Source organism: Herbaspirillum sp. SJZ099 (genome assembly GCF_007828355.1).
GTDB lineage: Bacteria > Pseudomonadota > Gammaproteobacteria > Burkholderiales > Burkholderiaceae_D > Herbaspirillum.
The window spans coordinates 371,041-390,572 of record NZ_VIUO01000004.1; the positions used below are offsets into that span (position 1 = coordinate 371,041).

The following is a 19,532-nucleotide window of genomic DNA, read 5'->3' on the forward strand; positions in this document are numbered from 1 at the left end:
GGCCGCAACGAAGCGGCGGCAAAAAGCCTGCGCTGCCGGTTGCGGTGCAACCAGCGTCATGCGGCCAGACTGTGGCTCGCCGCATCGGCAGCCATGCCTGCGGCGGTCGGTCGTCGATATGTTGTCGTGAGGGAAAAACGATGCGGCGAAATATTGGGAAGAAAACGCGGGGACCGCGCCTGGACTTCTTCCGGCCACTGGCAGCCTGTGGCCGCCAAGTGTCATTCCGTATGCATTGAGATACCGCCATCTGCCTGATTGCAAGATGACGGCAGGAGGATGTCCTGTTCGATCTTGCCGAGGCTTAACCGGGGATTAACCGGCAACAACTGTCACCCGAACAAGTGCCCATGAGAGGGACTCCAAAAAAATGAGAACGGGCGAATTCTACGCTCGCGCTTAAACGAGGGTCAAGGCAAATCCGGCCGCCTGCCGAAAATTTGTGCGTTCGCAACAATGCCGCGGCCGCCCCTTGTCGCTGCTGTGCAGCAACGAATTGTCGGCGGCCCTGCTTGTTTTATGTGACATGCGGCCTATACTCAAATCACAAAGTCCCGCCGGGCAAGGCTGGCAGCGATGCCATGCCGCCCGATACGAATAATCCGAAAGCGGATCTGAATGTGAAGGCTGAATGAGGAGACGCATCATGCCGAACATCATCATGAACAATCTGGTGTTTTTCATTCCGATGACCTTGGCCGGGCTATTGCTATGCGGCGAGGTGCCGGTCGCCTCCAGGGTGATCCGCAACGGTTGCAGGGCAATCGGCGCGGTGTTCGGCGCGTTGCTGGCGCTTTTAGTGCTGGAGGCTCTGCCAGTGCTAATTTAGCGGGCATTGCGCCCGCTTTGCCGCTCGTTGCGGCAGTGGCAGGAGCATCGGCGGAGACCGCTTTTCTTGGAGAGTTCAGGTCTTTCACTGTACGCCGATTGCTCCTCCCTTGATTTCCCTAGGTCGATGTTTTCACAGTGGTCTCGTGGCGGCCCCGAAAGCATCGGCCTTTTTTGCGCCCATTATCTGGAATCCGGGGCGCTTCCCTGGCGCCTGAGCGCCTGCGGCCGCATCATCGACACCTCTTCCTCCTGCGCGTTGGCCTTGGCCGCACGGGCCGCCGGCTTGCGCTCCGGATCGCCGGGCGATCCGCTTCCTCCCATCTCCGCTGCGAATCCGCCTTGCTTGGCAGGCTGCGGCGCGGGCGCGGGGAGCGCGCGTTGCGACTTCCCCTATAATGCGCCATCCCCTTTTTCAATTGAACCATGTCCCGTTTTCCGCAGCGCCACACCCGCCGGTTGCCATTTCATGCATTGCTGATCGCCGTTTCCTTGTTATCCGGAGCCGCCATCCCGGCGGCCGCCCAAGGCTTGCCGCCGGCCGTGGTGGGGGCCTTGCGCGTGGCGCATATCCCCCAGCAGAACGTTGGCGTGCTGGTGCAGGACGCCGACAGCGGCAAGCGCGCGCTGGTCTCGGTCAACCCCAGCCAGCCGTTCAATCCCGCCTCGGTGATGAAGCTGGTGACGACCGACGCCGCGCTGGAGTTGCTGGGCCCGACTTATTCCTGGAAGACCCAGGCCTACATTGATGGCGCGCTGGAGCAGGGCGTGCTCAATGGCGACCTGATCATCAAGGGCGGCGGCGATCCCAAGCTGGTGATGGAGAATTTCTGGCTGTTCCTGCGCCAGCTGCGCGCGCGCGGCATACGCGACATCCGCGGCAACCTGGTGCTGGACCGCAGCTTCTTCGCCGAGAGCACCTACGATCCGTCGCAGTTCGACGGCGATCCGCAAAAGCCTTATAACGTCGGGCCCGACGCGCTGCTGGTGAACTACAAGACCCTGGCTTTGCGTTTCGAACCGGATCCGGCCGGCGGCACGGTCAACGTCACCGTGGATCCGCCCATGGCAGGCCTGGCCATCACGCCGCCGCGCCTGTCGCAGGAACCTTGCGGCGACTGGCAGGGCAAGCTGATGCTGTCGGCCGATGCCGGCCCGGTGGCCTTCATGGGCAGCTACGCGGCCGATTGCGGCGCCAAGGTCTGGTATGTGCATCCTTACCGCATGGGCAATGTGCAGTACGTGGGCGCGATGTTCCAGAAGATGTGGGCGGACCTGGGCGGCAGTTTCGCCGGACGCGTGGCGGACGGGGCGCTCACGCCGTCGGCGCGCCTGATGGCCGAGGCGCAATCGCCGGCTTTGCCCGAGGTGATCCGCGATATCAACAAATACAGCAACAACGTGATGGCGCGCCAGGTGCTGTTGACGCTGGCCGCCGAAATGGCCGGGCCGCCGGGCGACATCGTCAATGGCGCACGGGTGGTGCGCGCCTGGCTCAACGACAAGGGCATCGACACCAGCGGGCTGGCGATCGAAAACGGCGCCGGCCTGTCGCGCCTCGAGCGGGTGACGCCAGCGTTGCTGGGCAACATGCTGGCGCAGGCCTACCGTTCGCCGCTGATGCCGGAATTCGTTTCCTCGCTGCCGCTGGTCGGTTACGACGGCACCATGCGCCGCCGCCTGAAGACGCAAAGCGTGGCCGGACAGGCGCATATCAAGACCGGCACGCTCAACGACGTGCGTTCCATCGCCGGCTATGTGCAGGCCGCGTCAGGCAAGAGCTACGTGGTGGTGTTCCTGATCAACCACCAGAATGCGCCGGCCGGACAGAAGGCGCAGGATGCGCTGTTGCAGTGGGTGTACGAAAACGGCTGATCCGGCATCCGTTGTGCCGATATGAAAACGCCGCCGCGGCATGGTTGTCGGCGGCGTTTTTCATGGCTTGCGCAGGGTTCAGAGCAGCAGCGGCTTGTCGGATAATTCGTTGCCGCCCTTGGCCTCGCCATCGCTGTGCGGCATGGCGTGCGCCAGCACATCGTGCAGCATCGCCAGCGCCTGCAGGGTGCTGTCATGGTAATCGCCGCGGGCATAGCCGGCGGTCATCGCGGCGCATACCTGCTGCCATTGCTGGCGCGTCACCAGGCGGCTGACGCCGCGGTCGGCGACGATCTCCACCTTGTGGTCGGCCAGGTTGATATAGGCCAGCACGCCACAGTTTTCTTCGGTATCCCAGATGCGGTAACGCGCGAACAATTCGTGCGCGCGCTGGCGCGAAGTTTCGTGCCGCCATACCGCGCCCAATGACAGCGATGCCTCGACGATCACCCGCACCTGGGCGCGGTGTTGCCGTTCGCCTGCAGCGATGCTGGCCTGGATAGCCTTGAGCGTGGCGGAGGGAAAGGCGCGGCGCGCCGCCGCGTGGGTGAAGGCCAGGTGGCGCAGCATGCGGCCGGCCACGGACGCCTGTTTTTTATCCTTGCTCATCTCACCAGTCCCCCGAAGCGCCGCCGCCGTCGAATGTGCCGCCGCCGCCCGAGAACGAACCGCCGCCGGAAGAGAAGCCGCCCGAGGAGCCTCCCGAAAAACCGCCGGAGCGGCCAGAGCGGCCTGAAGCCGCGTTGCGCGCGACCTGATCGAGGATGCTGCCGATGATCACGCCAGCCCCGGTGCTGGCGCCGTTGCCCCAGTCGTTGCTGTTGAGGTTGTTGCGCGCATTGCGGCGCGACCTGAGCAGCATGGTGAAGAAAATGCACAGGAAAAACAGTACCGCCATCAGCGTCACCCAGCCGCCGCCGTCATCGGTTTGCGCCGGTGGGGCATGGCGCTGCGCGGCCGGCAGCTTTTCCTGGTCGAGCAGGCTGGAGATGGCCGACACGCCCGCCGCCAGCCCGCCGTAGAAATCGTCCTGGCGGAAGTGCGGGGCAATCACGTCTTCCAGGATGCGTTTGGATTGCGCATCGGTCAGGCTGCCTTGTACGCCGCGCCCGGCCTCGATGCGCAGGCGGCGCAGCGCCTTGGGATTGTCCTTGGCCACCACCAGGATCACGCCGTCGTCGACGCCCTTGCGACCGAGCTTCCAGGCTTCGGCCACGCGGATGCTGTATTGCTCGATGGCTTCCGGCGCGGTGGAGGCCATCAGCAGCACCGCGATCTGGCTGCCGGTGCGGGTTTCGTACTCGGCCAGCACGCTGTCCAGCGCGGCGCGCTGCTGGTCGTCCAGCATGTGCACCTGGTCGACTACGTGGCCGGATAGGTGCGGAACGGGGACGAAATCCTCGGCCGCGGCCGCACCGCCCAGGACGGGCAGCAGGACCAGCAGCAGTTGGAGTCGCAGGAGGAATTGACGCATCGGCGATGCCCGGATTCAGGTTTATTTGCCGAAGTTGACGGTGGGTGCGGTCGAGATGGCCTTCTCGTTTTCCACCGTGAAGGACGGCTTGACCGGATAGCCGAAGATCTTGGCGGTGATGTTGCTGGGGAAGCTGCGCGCCAGGATGTTGTATTCCTGGACCGCGGCGATGTAGCGCTGGCGGGCTACGGTGATGCGGTTCTCGGTGCCTTCCAGTTGCGACTGCAGGTCGCGGAAGCTGGTGTCGGCCTTCAGTTGCGGATAGTTCTCCGACACCGCCATCAGGCGCGACAGTGCCGACGACAGTTGGCCCTGCACCTGCTGGAACTTGGCGAAGGCTTCCGGATTGTTCAGCACTTCGGGCGTGATCTGGAAGCTGGTGGCGGCGGCGCGCGCCTGGGTCACGGCTTCCAGCGTGTCTTTCTCGTGCGCGGCATAGCCCTTGACGGTGTTGACGAGGTTGGGAATCAGGTCGGCGCGGCGCTGGTACTGGTTGACCACTTCGCCCCAGGCGGCCTTGGTGGCTTCGTCCTTGGCCTGGAAGTCGTTATAGCCGCAACCCGACAGCGCCAGGGCCAGGAAAGCGGTGGCCAGCCATGCAAACCATTTTTTCATGTTGTGTTCCTCGTAAGAAAAATAAAACGCGCAACCGAAACGCCACATGCGGAACCTTCTTTTTTCCTCTTTTCCCGGCCCGAAAAGCCTTGAAAAAGCGGGAGAAAGCGAGGTTTTTCCGGTGCCAGCGGTACAATAGCGCATCTTTGCATATTAAGGCACCACCGTGACATTCATCGACAAGTTAAACGGCGCGTGGAAATCGCGTAATTCCCTGCTGTGCGTCGGGCTGGACCCCGACGTCAAGAAGATTCCCGAAGAATTGCGCGGCAAGTCGGATGCGATTTTCGAATTCTGCCGCGCCATTGTCGACGCCACCGCCGACGCCGCCTGCGCCTTCAAGCCGCAGATCGCCTATTTTGCCGCGCTGGGCGCGGAAGACCAGCTGGAGCGGATCTGCTCCTACATCCGCCGCCATTACCCCGACATCCCGCTGGTGCTGGACGCCAAGCGCGGCGACATCGGCGCCACCGCCGAACAGTACGCGCGCGAAGCCTTCGAGCGCTACAACGCCGACGTGGTCACCGTCAGCCCCTACATGGGCTGGGATTCGGTGGCGCCTTACCTGGAGTGGAAGGATCGCGGCGTGATCGTGCTGTGCCGCACGTCCAACGCGGGCGGCTCCGACCTGCAGTTCCTGGAAGTGGACGGCAAGCCGCTGTACCAGCACGTGGCCCGCCTGGTGGCCGAGAAATGGAACACCAACGGCCAGTGCGGCCTGGTGGTGGGCGCCACCTTCCCGCAGGAGCTGGCGCAGGTGCGCGCCATCATCGGCGACATGCCGCTGTTGGTGCCGGGCGTGGGCGCCCAGGGCGGCGACGTCGAGGCCACGGTCAAGGCCGGCAGGACGGCGGCCGGCGCCGGCATGATGATCAATTCCTCGCGCGCGATCCTGTACGCCAAGCAGGAAGCGGGAGAGGACTTCACCGCGGCGGCGCGCCGCGTGGCGCTGGAGACGCGCGACGCGATCAACAAGTACCGCTAAGACAGGAAGCAACAAAAACCAACAAAAACAAACAGGCCGCGCTGCCAATGCAAGCGCGGCCTGTTTGTTTTGGGAGAAGCGGTTCAGTCGGCCAGCAGCTTGAGCAAGCCCTTGAGCGAATGGATGACGGTCTGTTCGCGCACGGCTTGCCGGTCTCCCGCAAACACCAGGCGCTCTGTATAGGTCTTGTCGCCCACCCGCCAGCCGAAGCAGACGGTGCCCACCGGCTTGCCCGGCACCGCGCCGCCAGGGCCGGCGATGCCGGTGGTGGAGACGGCCACATCGGAGTTGCTGTTGGCGACCGCGCTTTCAGCCATGGCGCCGGCGATCTCTTCGCTGACCGCGCCATGCAGCGCGATCATGGCTTCGGGAATGTCCAGCAGCTCGTTCTTGGAAGCGTTGGAATAGGTCACGAAGCCGCAGTCGAACCATTCGGAGGAGCCGGCGATTTCCGTGATGGCGTGCGCGATGCCGCCTCCGGTACACGATTCGGCGGTGGCTAACAGCAGGTTCTTGGCCTTCAAGGCCTGGCCTACGCGGGCGGCTAAGTCAATCGTGGTGTCCATGAGTGTCATCCTTGGCTGTACCGTCGGCCGCTTCCAACGGCCGCGGTCGGTTGATCATGTGCATGCAGCAACAGGATACTCCCGTCTTCGCGATTCTTGAACCGGAATCTCGACGGCGTTGGGCAGCTCAGGCGTAGACGCGCCAGAAGGCGAATACCAGCAGCGTATAGAAGGCCGCCACGATGTCGTCCCACATCACGCCGAAGCCGCCCTTGAAGCGGCGGTCGAACCAGGCGATCGGCGGCGGCTTGACCATGTCGAAGAAGCGGAACACGACAAACGCCGCCAGCTGCACCTTGAAGCCGGCCGGCGTCACCAGCACCAGCACCAGCCAGAAGGCGATGATCTCGTCCCACACCATGCTGCCGTCATCGGGCGAGTTGAGCGCGCGTCCGGTGCGATGGCAGGCCCAGATGCCGATCACGAAGCCGGCCACGATGATGGCCAGCCAGTTGGCGGCGGTAAACACATGCGGCCAGCGTGCGGAAAGCACGTTATAGGAGAGCCAGGCCAGCAGCGTGCCGGCGGTGCCCGGCATGATGGGCGAGAGGCCGCTGCCGAAGCCCTGCGCGATCCAGTGCGCCGGATGGGCCAGCATGAATTGGGCGTTGGCGCGGCGTTTCTTGTTGGCCGGCGCAGCGGCGGGCGGGGCGGACGGGGAGGAAAGGTCTGGGTTCATGAGCGGAAATGATCGAAGGAGCCGAGCTCCAGCTGTAGCGGTTCGCCGCCGGCATCGACGAGGCGCAGGCCGGGGGCATGCTCCATCGTGCCCACGCGGGCGATTTCGACGCCGGCCGCATGTGCGGCCTTTTGCACGGCCTGGCGCAGGCGCACCGGGGCGGTGAAGCAGAGTTCGTAGTCGTCGCCGCCGCTGAGCGTGAAGCGGCGCCGCAGTTCAAGCTCGCGCTGCTGCAGCACATTGCCGGGCGGCAGGGCGTCTACGTCCAGCGTGGCGCCGAGGTTGGAGCGTTGCAGGATGTGGCCGAGGTCGCCGGCCAGGCCATCGGAGACGTCGATGGCGGCGTGCGCGATGCCGCGCAGCGCGATGCCCAGTTCCACGCGCGGCATGGGCTCATGCATGCGCGGCGCCGCCTGCAGCAGTTCTTGGTCGGACAGCGCGAGTTCGTTGCGGTAGCCGGCCAGCGCCAGGCGCGCGTCGCCCAGCGAGCCGGAAACCCAGATGTCGTCGCCGGCGCGGGCAGCATCGCGCCGCAGCGCCTGTTGCGGCGGCACTTCGCCGAACACGGTGATGCTGATGGTCAGTGGCCCCTTGGTGGTGTCGCCGCCGATCAGTTCGCAGCCGTGGCGGTCGGCCAGCGCCAGCATGCCGTTGGCGAACGGTTCCAGCCATTCGGGATCGGCTGCGGGCAGGGCCAACGCCAGGGTGAAGGCGATCGGCTTGGCGCCCATCGCGGCCAGGTCGGACAGGTTCACCGCCAGGCATTTGTGGCCCAGCGCCAGCGGATCGGCATCGGGGAAGAAATGGCGGCCGGCCACCAGCATGTCGCTGGAGATGGCCAGTTGCATGCCCGGCGCCGGCGTCATCAGCGCGCAATCGTCGCCGACCCCGAGCGCCGTGCGGCTGTCGGGAGCAAGCGGGCGGCTGAAATAGCGCGCAATAAGTTCGAATTCGGAGAGCATGAGGCGATTGTAACTAATCTGTCATCGCTTCTGGAGGACAATATCGGCGTTCGCCGCTATGACCATGAATACGCCCGATAGAACGGGGAATCGGATGTTGCGCTGCAGCGAATGCACTGAAAGGGCGCGTTGTCCATACGCCCCGGCATTTGGCGGCGGCGACGCAAAGCGACGCCGGGAAGAGGGCGGGCAGGGCAGGAGGCAGGGCGCCAGCGCATCGCCTCCATTCCTACGCACCGCTGCGGTGGGGCCAAAAGCCTTGCCGGCCAGCGCCGCCAGCCGCTAAGGACTTTCCACAAGGACGTTCCCGGCCGGCGCAGGCGAGTAAAGATTCGCCATTGATTCGCCATTGCCAAGCTGCGCCCAACGTGTGCCTATCGCGTCACTAACAGACGTCAACTGCACCGCGAAGGGGCATGTTCGCGGACATCACGCGCCGCCGATGAAACGCCGCAAAGCCTGTTCCGGACTGGCTTTGCGCGGGGCAGCATGAAATCGGCGGCCTATGATTGGAGGCCGACCTCTGCTAGAATCGACGGTCTTCGCAAGTCAACATAGAGAATACAGAGTTATGGATTCGATGATCAGTAAGAAAGAAGAAGTGCGTCAGCAACTTCGTCAGGCAGCGCTGGAGTACCACGAGTTTCCGACACCGGGCAAGATCAGCGTCACTCCCACCAAGCTGCTGACCAACCAGCGTGATCTCTCCCTGGCGTATTCTCCCGGCGTGGCCGCGGCTTGCGAAGAAATCGTGGCCGACCCGGCCAACGCATTCAAATACACCGCCCGCGGCAACCTGGTGGCCGTCATCAGCAACGGCACCGCCGTGCTGGGCCTGGGCAACATCGGCCCGCTGGCTTCCAAGCCGGTGATGGAAGGCAAGGGCGTGCTGTTCAAGAAGTTCGCCGGCATCGATGTGTTCGACATCGAAGTCAATGAAAATGACCCGGACAAGCTGATCGACGTGATCGCCGCCCTGGAGCCTACCTTCGGCGGCATCAACCTGGAAGACATCAAGGCGCCGGAGTGCTTCTACATCGAGCGCAAGCTGCGCGAGCGGATGAAGATCCCGGTCTTCCACGATGACCAGCACGGCACCGCCATCATCGTCGGCGCGGCCATCCTCAACGGCCTGAAGGTGGTCGGCAAGAACATCAAGGAAGTCAAGCTGGTGGTCTCCGGCGCCGGCGCGGCCGCGCTGGCCTGCCTGGACCTGATCGTCGACCTCGGCTTCCCGATCGAGAACATCTACGTCACCGACCTGGCCGGCGTGGTCTACAAGGGCCGCACCGAACTGATGGATCCGGACAAGGAGCGTTTCGCCCGCGAAACCGACGCCCGCACCCTGGCCGAAGTCATCCCCAATGCCGACATTTTCCTGGGCCTGTCCGCCGCCGGCGTGTTGAAGCAGGACATGGTCAAGCAGATGGCGCCGCGTCCGCTGGTGCTGGCGCTGGCCAACCCGACCCCGGAAATCCTGCCGGAAGACGTCAAGGCCGTGCGCGACGACGCCATCATCGCCACCGGCCGTTCGGACTATCCGAACCAGGTCAACAACGTGCTGTGCTTCCCGTACATCTTCCGCGGCGCGCTGGATTCGGGCGCGACCACCATCACCCGCGAGATGGAAATCGCCACCGTGCACGCCATCGCCGAGCTGGCGCAGGCCGAGCAGTCCGACATCGTGGCCGCCACCTACGGCGTGACCAACCTGTCCTTCGGCCCGGAATACATCATTCCCAAGCCGTTCGACCCGCGCCTGATGATCAAGATCGCGCCGGCCGTCGCGCGCGCGGCCGAGACTTCCGGCGTGGCCGCCCGTCCGATCCAGGACATGAATGCCTACGTCGAGAAGCTGGAGCAGTTCGTCTACCACAGCGGCACTTTCATGCGCCCGATCTTCCAGGTCGCCAAGAAGGCCGCCGAAGCCAAGAAGCGCATTGTCTACGCCGAAGGCGAAGAAGAGCGCGTGCTGCGCGCGGTGCAGGTGATCGTCGACGAAAACCTGGCCAAGCCGATCCTGGTGGGCCGCCCGGAAGTGCTGGAACAGCGCATCAAGAAATTCGGCCTGCGCCTGCGTCCGGGCGCTGACTTCGAAGTCATCAACCCTAACTTTGACAACCGCTATCGCGACTACTGGCAGACTTTCCTGGAAATGTCGCGCCGCAAGGGCGTCACCGAGCAGTACGCCAAGCTGGAAATGCGCCGCCGCCACACCCTGATCGGTTCCATGGCGATCCACAAGGGCGACGCCGACGGCATGATCTGCGGCACCTACGGCACCACCCAGCTGCACCTGCACTACATCGACCAGGTGCTGGGCAAGCGCGAAGGCGTGAACGTGTACGCGGCGATGAACGCCGTGATCCTGCCGAACCGCCAGCTGGTGCTGGTCGACACCCACGTCAACGAGAACCCGAACGCGCACGAGCTGGCCGAGATCACCATCCTGGCCGCCGAGGAAATGCGCCGCTTCGGCCTGCATCCGCGCGCTGCGCTGCTGTCGCATTCGAACTTCGGTTCCAGCAACAGCGAATCGGCCCGCAAGATGCGCGAGGCGCTGGCGATCCTCCGTGAAATGGCGCCGGACCTGGAAGTGGACGGCGAAATGCATGGCGACACCGCGCTCGACAGCAAGCTGCTCAACGCCGTGATCCCCGACTCGCCGTTGAAGGGCGACGCCAACCTGCTGGTCATGCCCAATATCGACGCGGCCAACATCGCCTACAACTTGTTGAAGACCGCATCGGGCAACGGCGTGGCGATCGGCCCCATCCTGCTGGGTTGCGCCAAGCCGGTCCATATCCTGACGCCGTCGGCAACGGTTCGCCGCATCATCAACATGACGGCGCTGTGCGTGATGGACGCGTTGTCGGAGCGTTGACCGGTAGCCGCACAGGCAAACAGCGGTACCGGAAAAACGGCGCATGTCGAAAGACATGCGCCGTTTTTCTTTTTTTGCTCCGATGGCTGCTGTCCTCGTTCCGAGTCCGCAGTCTCTGCAATGCAGCTGGATGGAATCCCGCAAATGCCGCATTGCGGCATTCCGGACATCCGCACGATTGTTGCGCCGCGGTGAGATTTCTTTTCGGGAAAATCCTTTGAAAACAGAGGCTTAACAAGCCGCCCAAGCCGGCCTCCCTCTGGCACGAAGCCTGCAATACATCGACAAAGCAGGCGGAGGCAGACACGATGCAGGCCATTCTTTCGCACGCGCATTGGCGTCGCGTCTATCTCCCATTTCACCGCCCTCGACAACGCATCCGCTCCGGCCATCCGGCGCCGGATGGGGCGAGGGCATACACAACGCGTCGCACCAGACAGGAAGGGGCGGCGACAACAGGAGATCTCCATGAGCGGCAAACAGCAATTGAGCCCGGCGGAATACCGCAAGCGCATCTTCGCCATCCTCGGCGCGTCATCAGGCAACCTGGTCGAATGGTTCGACTTCTACGTCTATTCCTTCTGCGCGATCTATTTCGCGCCGGCCTTCTTCCCCAAGGGCGATCCGACTTCGCAATTGTTGAATACTGCCGGCGTGTTCGCCGCCGGCTTCCTGATGCGCCCGATCGGCGGCTGGCTGTTCGGCCGCATCGCCGACAAGCATGGCCGCAAGACGTCCATGCTGATTTCGGTGCTGATGATGTGCGGCGGCTCGCTGGCCGTGGCGCTGATGCCGACCTACGCCGCCATCGGCGCCTGGGCGCCGGCGCTGCTGTTGGTGGCGCGCCTGTTCCAGGGGCTTTCGGTCGGCGGCGAGTACGGTACCTCGGCCACCTACATGAGTGAAGTGGCGCCCAACGGCCGCCGCGGTTTCTTCGCTTCTTTCCAGTATGTGACGCTGATCGGCGGACAACTGCTGGCGGTGCTGGTGTTGTTCGGCATGCAGCAGTGGCTGAGCAAGGAAGAGCTGATGGCCTGGGGCTGGCGCGTGCCGTTCGTGCTGGGCGCCCTGGGGGCGCTGGTGGCGATGTACCTGCGCAGCTCGCTGGCCGAGACTGCCTCGGCAGATGTGCGCAAGAAAAAGGATGCCGGCACCCTCAAGGGCTTGCTGCAGCACAAGCGCGCCTTTATCAACGTGGTCGGCTTCACCGCCGGCGGCTCGCTGATGTTCTATACCTTCACCACCTACATGCAGAAATACCTGGTCAACACCGCCGGCATGGACCCCAAGGTGGTCAATGGCGTGATGACCGGCGCATTGTTCGTCTACATGATCCTGCAGCCGATTTTCGGCGCCATCTCGGACAAGATCGGCCGCCGCAATTCGATGCTGTGCTTCGCCTTCCTGGGCATGGTGTGCACCTTCCCCATCCTGCATTTCCTGAAAGACGTATCCAGTCCGTACGCAGCGTTCGGCTTGGCCATCCTGGCCCTGACCATCGTCAGCTTTTACACATCGATCGGCGGCCTGATCAAGGCCGAGATGTTCCCGGCCGAGGTGCGCGCGCTGGGCGTGGGCCTGTCGTATGCGGTGGGCAATGCCATCTTCGGCGGCTCGGCTGAATTCGTGGCGCTGTCGCTGAAGTCTGCCGGCATGGAGTCGGCGTTCTACTGGTACGTGTCCGCCATGTGCCTGGTGGCGCTGATCGTGTCCCTGCGCATGCCTGATCCGCAACGCGACGGCCATTTGCATGATGACGTACACGTCGATGACGGCGCCGGCGATACCGGCGCGGTTGCCGGCGGCGCCAAGGCGCATACGCCGGCCTGATCCCCGGGGCAGCGCGGATGCGGCAAGGCCGGCTTCATCCGCGTTATCATTACGGAAAACCATGGCTGGACGCGGCGCCTTTTCAGGCGCCGCGTCGTATCCGGAGCCCATACACCGGCGGACATCCGGCCGTATCATCTTCCCACCACACGAGCGCATGAGAGCCAGAAGAAACCTGCTGCTGTTCCTCGCTTTCATCGCGGCAACACTGGCCGTATGCGGCGTCACCTACCAGCTCAGCCTGCGCAAGGCCACTGCCGACCAAAACAGCCTGGGCTCGGCGCAGTTGCAGATCGTGGCCATGGACCTGGAATCCATCCTGCAGAAATACGAAACCCTGCCATTCGCGCTCGGTTTCCAGGCCGACGTGCGCCGGGTGCTGCAGCACCCCGAGGACGCCGCCGCAGTCGACCGGCTCAACCGCGCCTTCAAGATCATCCAGCGCCAGTCTCGCGCCGTGCATATCTTCATGCTCAATGCCGCCGGCATGACGCTGGCCTCCAGCAACTGGGACGAGGAATTCAGTTTCGTCGACCGCGACTTCGGCTTCCGTCCCTATTTCCGCGAGGCCGTGCAAGGCAGGGCGGGGCGTTTCTACGGCATCGGCAACATCTCCAGCGAACCGGGCTACTTCATTGCGCAACCGATCTACCGCAGCCAGGACCAGGTCTCGGGCGATGCGCCGATCGGCGTGATGGTGGTCAAGGTCGACCTGGCCGAATTCGAACACACCTGGAGCAGCAGCGACGACCCGATCGCCCTGACCGACGCCAGCGGCGTGGTCTTCCTCAGCAACCGTGCGGAGTGGAAATACCACAGCCTCAGGCCGCTGAGCGCGCCCATGCAGCGTGAGCTGGAAGGCACGCACCAGTACGCCGACCTGCCCATCGCGCCGGTGACCGCCTTGCCCAAGGCCTTGCAGCGCGGTTTCGGCGAACATGTGGCGCGGCCCGTTTCCAAGCTCGGATGGGAACTGATGCTGTACCCGTCGCGGGCGCGCGTGGTGCGCTCGGCCACGCTGGCGACGCTGGCCGCGGCCTTGTTCATGGCGGCGCTGGCGATTTCGCTGCTGGCCTGGTACCAGCACCGGCGCCGTGTGCAGGAACGGCTGGAGTCGCGCGATGCCCTGCGGCGCGCGGCGGCGGAACTGGATTTGCGCATCGCCCAGCGCACCCGTGAATTGACCGCCGCCAACCAGGCCATCGCCGCCAAGTACGACAAACTGCAACAGACCGAAACGCTTTTGCGCACCACCCAGAATGAGCTGGTGCAGGCCGGCAAGCTGGCCATGCTGGGCCAGATGGCCGCCGGCGTGACGCATGAGCTGAACCAGCCGCTGGCGGCCATCCGCGCCTTCGCCGACAATTCGGTGAAGTTCCTGGCGCGCGGCCAGACCGCGCAGGCGGCGGAAAACCTGGAACACATCAGCAGCGCCAGCGCCCACATGGGCAAGATCATCGCCCAACTGAAGGGCTTCGCCCGCAAGAGCGGCGATCTGGTGGCAACGGTGGACTTGCGCCGCGCGATCGAGGCAGCGGTGCTGTTGCTGGGCAGCGAGTTCCAGCACCACGGCGCGGACATTGCCATCGACATCCGCCAGCCGGCCAGCATCACCGGCGACGGGGTGCGCACCGAGCAGGTCCTGATCAACCTGCTGCGCAATGCGCTGGATGCGGTCGAAGACGCGCCGCGCAAGCAGGTTTGCGTGAGCCTGGATGTGGAGGACGGGCAGGCCGTGGTGCGCATCCGCGACTCGGGCGCGGGCATTCCCGATGAGGTGGCGCCGCACCTGTTCGAGCCTTTCTTTACCACCAAATCGTCCAGCAAGGGGCTGGGCCTGGGACTGGCGATTTCCTCCTCCATCGTGCAGGCGATGAACGGCCAGCTCGCCGCGCATAATCATGAGCAGGGCGGGGCCGAATTCATCGTGCGCCTGCCGCTGCAAAACAACGGCTGACACCATGCATCCAAACACCGACGATACCAACAACGCCGACAACACCGACGACATCAGCAACGGCGCCGCCATCCTGGTCGAGGATGAACAGGCGGTGCGCCGCGCCACCGCGCAGACGCTGGAATTGGGCGGCTTTTCGGTCAGCGCCTGGGCCAGTGCGGAAGAAGCCCTGCCGCTGCTCACGCGCGACTTCAACGGCATCCTGGTGACCGATGTGCGCTTGCCGGGGATATCCGGGCTGGCGCTGCTGGAGCATGCGGTGGGCGTCGATGCCGACATTCCGGTGATCGTCGTCACCGGCCATGGAGACATCGGCACGGCGGTGGATGCGATGCGCGCCGGCGCCTACGACTTCATCGAAAAACCGTTTGCCTCCGACCGCCTGCTGGAAGTGGCGGCGCGCGCGCAGGAAAAGCGCCGCTTGGTATTGGAAAACCGCAAGCTGCGCGAAGCCTGGGCCCGCCATCCCGAACTGCCGCCGCTGGTGGGGCAATCGCCGGCCATCGAACGCGTGCGCACGCTGATCGGCAGCCTCGGGCCGGCCGATGTCGATGTGCTGATCAACGGCCAGACCGGCACCGGCAAGGAAGTGGTGGCGCGCCAACTGCACGCGGCCAGCGGCCGCAAGGGGCCGTTTGTGGCGCTCAACTGCGGCGCGCTGCCGGAGAGCGTCTTCGAAAGCGAGATCTTCGGCCACGAGGCCGGCGCCTTCACCGGCGCGCAGAAACGCCGCATCGGCAAGCTCGAATACGCCAACGGCGGCACGCTGTTCCTGGACGAAATCGAAAGCATGCCGCTGGCCATGCAGGTCAAGCTGCTGCGCGTGCTGCAGGAGCGCCGGCTGGAACGCCTGGGCGGGAACGAATCGGTGACGATCGACTGCCGCGTGGTGGCCGCCAGCAAGGCCGACCTGCTGCAAATGAGCGCGCGCGGCGAGTTCCGCGAAGACCTGTACTACCGCATCGGCGTGGTCGCCATCGACCTGCCCACGCTGAACCAGCGCGGCAGCGACATCCCCTTGCTGCTGGCGCACTTCTGCCAGGCCGCAGCCGTGCGCTACCGGCGCGACGTGCCGCCCTGGAGCGCGGCGCAGATGCAGCAATGGCAGCAGCGCGAGTGGCCGGGCAATGTGCGCGAGCTGCGCAATTTCTCCGATCGCTGGGTGTTGGGGGTGAGCGAAGCGGGGCCGGTGCGGGAAGCGCCGCCGGAAGGCATTTCATTGCCGCAGCAGGTCGAGAATTTCGAAGCCGGGATGATCGCCTTCGCGCTCAGGGAAACCGGCGGCAGCGTGGCGCTGGCGGCGCAGCACCTGGGTATTCCGAAGAAGACGCTTTACGACAAGATCAAGAAGTACAACCTGGGAGAGGCGTGAGTGCAGTAATCGTGCCGTCAAAAACAGGAGTAGGTTGACGAAAAAAACGCCGCGGATGATTTCGCGGCGTTTTTTTTGGGGAGAAATTGCGTCATATGGCACTGCATGCCCGCAAATCGTTTGCCTCAGTCTTTTTCATATTGAGGTGAACGAGGGCCGTAAAGCATGCCGTTTTTATGGCCGGCCATCAGCAGGCGCTGGCTGGCGATGCCTGCCATGTTGAAGCTGGCATCGCTCATTGTTCCGATGATCTGGTTGACCACCGCCGAGACCAGTATGCCGATCAGGCCATTTTGATTTTGCTGGCTTTCGGCAGAGGATGCGGAGGCCGACCCTTCCCACAACACCTTGCCGGAACGCAGGTCGAGCAACTTGGCATCGGCCGACACCACGGTTGCGCTGCTGACTACTTTGTAAGAGGTGCCATAGTCCTTGACATTGATGTACAGGGCGGAGTCCGCGCCAAAGATCTGGCGCAGCTTGGGCGGGGGCAGGTCATGTATGTCGGCGGGATTGCTCAAACCGTTTTGCTTGAATGTTTCTGCCGCCAGCGACACCGGGATCACATAGTAGCCGGACTCAGCCAATGGGTAGGTGACCTGGGACATCATGCCGTAGCTGGCAGCCACCTCAGGCGAGCTGTTCAGCGGCGGCAGCACCAGGATGGAGGCCGGTCAGTCCTAGAGGATCTTGTTCGCGTTAATACAACTGACTAGTCAGTTGGAGGTAATAACCGTCTTGGGAGTTTCGCTTGTATATCGCCCAAAATATCGTGGAAATCCACGTTTGCGCTGAGAGTTGGGAATGAGCGATGTATTGGCGAGCGGCTGGCATGAACTCCATGCCATGTAGCTTGAATTGCAGCGAGGACTTGTATCTTAAATTCCTCAGGTACCTGTTCATATTGGCGGAACCATAAGTCCGCCGATCGCCTAAAACTGTCTGTAATAGTTTCGTCTCGCTTGTTTAGTAGCGCAACCGCCGCTGCAGCAGCTACTGGCATAAACCCTTTCGGTAGCTCAGGAGAAATCAGCATAAGGTTATCGAATCCTCGTACCAGAGGCCGCCTATTGCAGGCTGCCATGACAGCGGCGGTGGCACTAACGGCGGCTATGGACGAAATGCGGAAGTTGAATAATGCCGCGGTGATTGATGCCATTTGATCAGGCATTTGGGGATCTGCAAGGCTCACTAGTTTTACAAAAAGCTCGGTAATCTCCTGCTCGAGATATTCTGGCGCACGGGCCAAGTCAAACGTGCTCCTAAACGCATCGATTGCCACGCTAAATGGCTCGTTATGAATGATGCTCTCGATTGAGCGAACTTCGTAGTCGGTGACAATGTGAGGATTGAATGTTCCTAGCGAAAAAATATCTTTCGATCCGTTTTGGATTTGCCGGCGGCGTGTCTCATCGCATAGTAGCTGCATAAATCGCTCAAATGCAGCGGCGTTATTTTCGGCATCTGGGAAAAGCAGCGATGGAACAACGACCTTGACTTGATATTTTTGTGCCGCTTCCATAAGTCTTGGGTCATCATCGAAAGCAACCAGATACGATGGTGGTAGGGTGCCTTTATAAATCCTTGCTACCGTTGCGAAAATTTTGGCTACGTTTTCATCATTCAGGCTGTAGCCCAAGAACATAAGGCGCTTTCCAAGAAGATCTGATTTGAGCCGGATGTCTAGCGGATGATCTTGTTCGTCTATACGTCTTTGATAGGATTTTCTGCCAAAGACCAATGATTCGGGAACGGATATATCGCCATGGAACTTGATGAGAAGAGGTTCGCCTGGAGTGGATTCGCTTAGATCGTCTACTGTAATGATGGGGCGATAGTGGCGGCCATACTTACCCGCGACAAGTTCGAAAAGATTGTCCTGATTTGTGGTGTAGAGAACGTTTTGCATCAGGCTTACGAGTAACCGATGAGACGGAGTCTTACGTTCATCCAAATTCGTCACAACGAGTTTGCGTGACAAGAATTCGACAAATGCAGCTTCACCTTGTTTTTCGCTGTAAATATCCGCTAGATCTGCTAGAAGTGTTTCTGGGGCGGCGTTGATTTCTTTCGCCATTTCACGGGCGAGCTCGGCGGCTGCGAGTCCGAGATGCTGGCGCGAGATGCCTGCTCCGAAAAAAGGCACGAGCTTATGCACAGCTAGGAGAGCAGCCATTTCTTCGACGATTACACGAGAATCGCTTTCCACTAGATTGTTTGTCAAAGTGCCGTCCTATCTGGGGTCAGTAGCTTTATACTATTTTCACATAGCTTGTTTAAAACATTTAATCGGTTATGGCGGTGAGATTTGAACTCACAACCTCTCTGCCCGAATCATGAATCAATTACTGATCGTCGATAACAGAGTGCTCTTTCCGTTGAGCTACGCCATGCCAAGTATCTTCGCAAAGATGTGATAGCGAATCTAGGCTGCCAAGTGGCTAACCGTAGCTTTCTGGCTACCTGACGTGTCGGTCTAGCAGCTAGGAAGATTTTCTTATCCACTCGGCTATAGTGCGTTGTGCATTTGATTTTGTTAAATGGGCACCGATCTTCTGGCTTTGTACCAATACGTCAGATACTAATTCTGACGCAGCCTGGTTTGCAGATTTCCAAGATCCTTCTTTATATTTTTCTAAAGTCCAGGCTTTCAGTTCTGCCGTTTTTGCATGCCTTTTTTGAGCGCCTGCCCGACCGTTTTCTGTCCGTTCGGTTTTTTGTTTAAAGAAATTATCTTGATGAAGTGTCCCTTGGAGTGCCAGATCGTTCGCAGCTACTGAGTCTGCTAGTAACTCCAAAGCCCTTTCTACGCTGCGTGGCAGCTCCAATGCGGCATGCATGACGCAATCGAGAGCTAATGCCTCTAGTACCTCACCTGTGCCAGGAAATCGTGAGAGCTTTGTTCCGTTTAGAATCTCGTGACTGTCGATCAGTATCGAATAGTGTTGAGCAACTAATATTCCGCAGTCATAGTGTTTTTCGCATCCCTGAGGCGTAGCTAACTCTCGTTCCGATGCAGTGGTTTCTATGTTGCATAGCTCCAATGTCTTCGCGAGAAGTGCCGCTTCGTAGTGATGAACAAAGCGATTTGCACGCCACGCTAGACTCAGCATGTCATCGAGATATTCGGCCGTACCGTGTCTGCCTAAAAGTCGGCGTTGTATTCCTATGCAATAACGCCCCCATTTAGGTCCTAGAGCTTCAATAAAACTGGGAGCTACCTCCTGTAGATCTGTAGCCTGTTTCAAGGCTTCAGCTAGTGCAAGTTCTTTTGCATACGCTTTGACATCGTCACTGAATTGACGGGGCTTTTCAGCCGGAAAAATTCTCCAGGACATTTGGCTTTTTAATTCAGCTAGTTTTTATCAGGAGGATGTCATTACCGGCAGGGAATGCATCCCGTCGCACATACTGAGAATTACTACCCGATGGTAACTCAACGAAATATTCTTGTCCGAGCACGACAGCCTATCTTCGTGAGCTAGGCCCACTAGTTGTACAACGA

Annotated in this window: 15 protein-coding genes, 1 tRNA gene and 1 pseudogene; 7 read left to right on the forward strand and 10 right to left on the reverse strand. The window is 61.7% G+C overall.

The genetic code is table 11. The features are described 5' to 3' along the window. Window positions 1-646: 646 nt before the first annotated feature. Together FB597_RS11855 and dacB are read left to right on the forward strand one after the other, a co-directional pair. Entirely contained in the window at window positions 647-829 is a 183-nt protein-coding gene (locus FB597_RS11855; protein ID WP_141912474.1) for a hypothetical protein, read from the forward strand. A 425-nt stretch (window positions 830-1,254) separates the two neighbouring features. Further along, window positions 1,255-2,703, forward strand: coding sequence for a D-alanyl-D-alanine carboxypeptidase/D-alanyl-D-alanine-endopeptidase (dacB, locus tag FB597_RS11860; RefSeq protein WP_144769627.1), 1,449 nt, complete (start codon window positions 1,255-1,257; stop codon window positions 2,701-2,703). 78 nt (window positions 2,704-2,781) lie between these two features. On the opposite strand, the gene FB597_RS11865 is transcribed toward dacB, so the two are convergent. The 3 genes from FB597_RS11865 to FB597_RS11875 are packed head-to-tail and all read right to left on the reverse strand — an operon-like array spanning window position 2,782 to window position 4,792. After that, window positions 2,782-3,312 carry a TPM domain-containing protein gene (locus tag FB597_RS11865; RefSeq protein WP_144769628.1) on the reverse strand — a complete coding sequence of 177 codons (531 nt, stop codon included), beginning with the start codon at window positions 3,310-3,312 and terminating at the stop codon, window positions 2,782-2,784. A gap of 1 nt (window position 3,313) precedes the next feature. Beyond that, window positions 3,314-4,177, reverse strand: a complete 864-nt coding sequence (locus FB597_RS11870) for a YgcG family protein (RefSeq protein WP_144769629.1) — start codon at window positions 4,175-4,177, stop codon at window positions 3,314-3,316. A 21-nt stretch (window positions 4,178-4,198) separates the two neighbouring features. Next, a complete protein-coding gene (locus FB597_RS11875) occupies window positions 4,199-4,792 on the reverse strand; it encodes a LemA family protein (protein ID WP_141912483.1) in 594 nt (197 codons plus the stop codon). A gap of 166 nt (window positions 4,793-4,958) precedes the next feature. On the opposite strand from FB597_RS11875, the gene pyrF reads away from it, so the two are divergent. Further along, window positions 4,959-5,777: an orotidine-5'-phosphate decarboxylase gene (pyrF, locus tag FB597_RS11880; protein ID WP_141912485.1), complete on the forward strand. Its 819-nt coding sequence runs from the start codon at window positions 4,959-4,961 to the stop codon at window positions 5,775-5,777. Window positions 5,778-5,860: 83 nt separating this feature from the next. Here the strand turns inward: pyrF and FB597_RS11885 are convergent, their stop codons facing one another. The 3 genes from FB597_RS11885 to thiL form a co-directional block, all read right to left on the reverse strand. Then, window positions 5,861-6,343 (reverse strand): CinA family protein, encoded by a 483-nt coding sequence (locus FB597_RS11885; protein WP_141912488.1) that lies wholly within the window; start codon window positions 6,341-6,343, stop codon window positions 5,861-5,863. Between the two features lie 127 nt (window positions 6,344-6,470). Further along, window positions 6,471-7,022: a phosphatidylglycerophosphatase A gene (locus FB597_RS11890; protein WP_141912490.1), complete on the reverse strand. Its 552-nt coding sequence runs from the start codon at window positions 7,020-7,022 to the stop codon at window positions 6,471-6,473. Then, window positions 7,019-7,984: a thiamine-phosphate kinase gene (thiL, locus tag FB597_RS11895; protein WP_144769630.1), complete on the reverse strand. Its 966-nt coding sequence runs from the start codon at window positions 7,982-7,984 to the stop codon at window positions 7,019-7,021. The genes FB597_RS11890 and thiL overlap by 4 nt, the downstream gene beginning before the upstream one ends. A 571-nt stretch (window positions 7,985-8,555) precedes the next feature. Here thiL and FB597_RS11900 point away from each other — a divergent pair. The 4 genes from FB597_RS11900 to FB597_RS11915 all read left to right on the forward strand — a co-directional run bounded on the left by FB597_RS11900 (window position 8,556) and on the right by FB597_RS11915 (window position 16,027). Beyond that, the gene (locus tag FB597_RS11900) at window positions 8,556-10,868 is read left to right on the forward strand and encodes an NADP-dependent malic enzyme (RefSeq protein ID WP_141912494.1); all 2,313 of its coding nucleotides are present in this window, start codon (window positions 8,556-8,558) and stop codon (window positions 10,866-10,868) included. 468 nt (window positions 10,869-11,336) lie between these two features. Continuing rightward, entirely contained in the window at window positions 11,337-12,698 is a 1,362-nt protein-coding gene (locus FB597_RS11905) for an MFS family transporter (RefSeq protein WP_144769631.1), read from the forward strand. A gap of 157 nt (window positions 12,699-12,855) precedes the next feature. Then, window positions 12,856-14,655 (forward strand): ATP-binding protein, encoded by a 1,800-nt coding sequence (locus FB597_RS11910; protein ID WP_144769632.1) that lies wholly within the window; start codon window positions 12,856-12,858, stop codon window positions 14,653-14,655. Window positions 14,656-14,659: 4 nt separating this feature from the next. Then, a complete protein-coding gene (locus FB597_RS11915) occupies window positions 14,660-16,027 on the forward strand; it encodes a sigma-54 dependent transcriptional regulator (protein ID WP_144769633.1) in 1,368 nt (455 codons plus the stop codon). Window positions 16,028-16,152: 125 nt separating this feature from the next. Here FB597_RS11915 and FB597_RS11920 read toward each other — a convergent pair. The 4 genes and pseudogenes from FB597_RS11920 to FB597_RS11930 all read right to left on the reverse strand — a co-directional run. Next, window positions 16,153-16,701: pseudogene (locus FB597_RS11920) on the reverse strand (DUF799 domain-containing protein); the annotation flags it as partial. 38 nt (window positions 16,702-16,739) lie between these two features. Beyond that, window positions 16,740-18,251: an SIR2 family protein gene (locus FB597_RS11925; protein ID WP_144769635.1), complete on the reverse strand. Its 1,512-nt coding sequence runs from the start codon at window positions 18,249-18,251 to the stop codon at window positions 16,740-16,742. 69 nt (window positions 18,252-18,320) lie between these two features. Beyond that, window positions 18,321-18,420: transfer RNA gene (locus tag FB597_RS20270), tRNA-OTHER, on the reverse strand. Between the two features lie 90 nt (window positions 18,421-18,510). Further along, complete coding sequence (locus FB597_RS11930) at window positions 18,511-19,365, reverse strand: hypothetical protein (RefSeq protein ID WP_144769636.1); 855 nt, start codon at window positions 19,363-19,365, stop codon at window positions 18,511-18,513. Between the last annotated feature and the right edge of the window lie 167 nt (window positions 19,366-19,532).

What these genes read in the sequence shown, in the direction of transcription:
- FB597_RS11855 (WP_141912474.1), top strand. Translation starts at nt 647, where the DNA reads ATGCCGAACATCATCATGAACAATCTGGTGTTTTTCATTCCGATGACC.
- dacB (WP_144769627.1), top strand. Translation starts at nt 1,255, where the DNA reads ATGTCCCGTTTTCCGCAGCGCCACACCCGCCGGTTGCCATTTCATGCA.
- FB597_RS11865 (WP_144769628.1), bottom strand. Translation starts at nt 3,312, where the DNA reads ATGAGCAAGGATAAAAAACAGGCGTCCGTGGCCGGCCGCATGCTGCGC.
- FB597_RS11870 (WP_144769629.1), bottom strand. Translation starts at nt 4,177, where the DNA reads ATGCGTCAATTCCTCCTGCGACTCCAACTGCTGCTGGTCCTGCTGCCC.
- FB597_RS11875 (WP_141912483.1), bottom strand. Translation starts at nt 4,792, where the DNA reads ATGAAAAAATGGTTTGCATGGCTGGCCACCGCTTTCCTGGCCCTGGCG.
- FB597_RS11885 (WP_141912488.1), bottom strand. Translation starts at nt 6,343, where the DNA reads ATGGACACCACGATTGACTTAGCCGCCCGCGTAGGCCAGGCCTTGAAG.
- FB597_RS11890 (WP_141912490.1), bottom strand. Translation starts at nt 7,022, where the DNA reads ATGAACCCAGACCTTTCCTCCCCGTCCGCCCCGCCCGCCGCTGCGCCG.
- thiL (WP_144769630.1), bottom strand. Translation starts at nt 7,984, where the DNA reads ATGCTCTCCGAATTCGAACTTATTGCGCGCTATTTCAGCCGCCCGCTT.
- FB597_RS11900 (WP_141912494.1), top strand. Translation starts at nt 8,556, where the DNA reads ATGGATTCGATGATCAGTAAGAAAGAAGAAGTGCGTCAGCAACTTCGT.
- FB597_RS11905 (WP_144769631.1), top strand. Translation starts at nt 11,337, where the DNA reads ATGAGCGGCAAACAGCAATTGAGCCCGGCGGAATACCGCAAGCGCATC.
- FB597_RS11910 (WP_144769632.1), top strand. Translation starts at nt 12,856, where the DNA reads ATGAGAGCCAGAAGAAACCTGCTGCTGTTCCTCGCTTTCATCGCGGCA.
- FB597_RS11915 (WP_144769633.1), top strand. Translation starts at nt 14,660, where the DNA reads ATGCATCCAAACACCGACGATACCAACAACGCCGACAACACCGACGAC.
- FB597_RS11930 (WP_144769636.1), bottom strand. Translation starts at nt 19,365, where the DNA reads ATGTCCTGGAGAATTTTTCCGGCTGAAAAGCCCCGTCAATTCAGTGAC.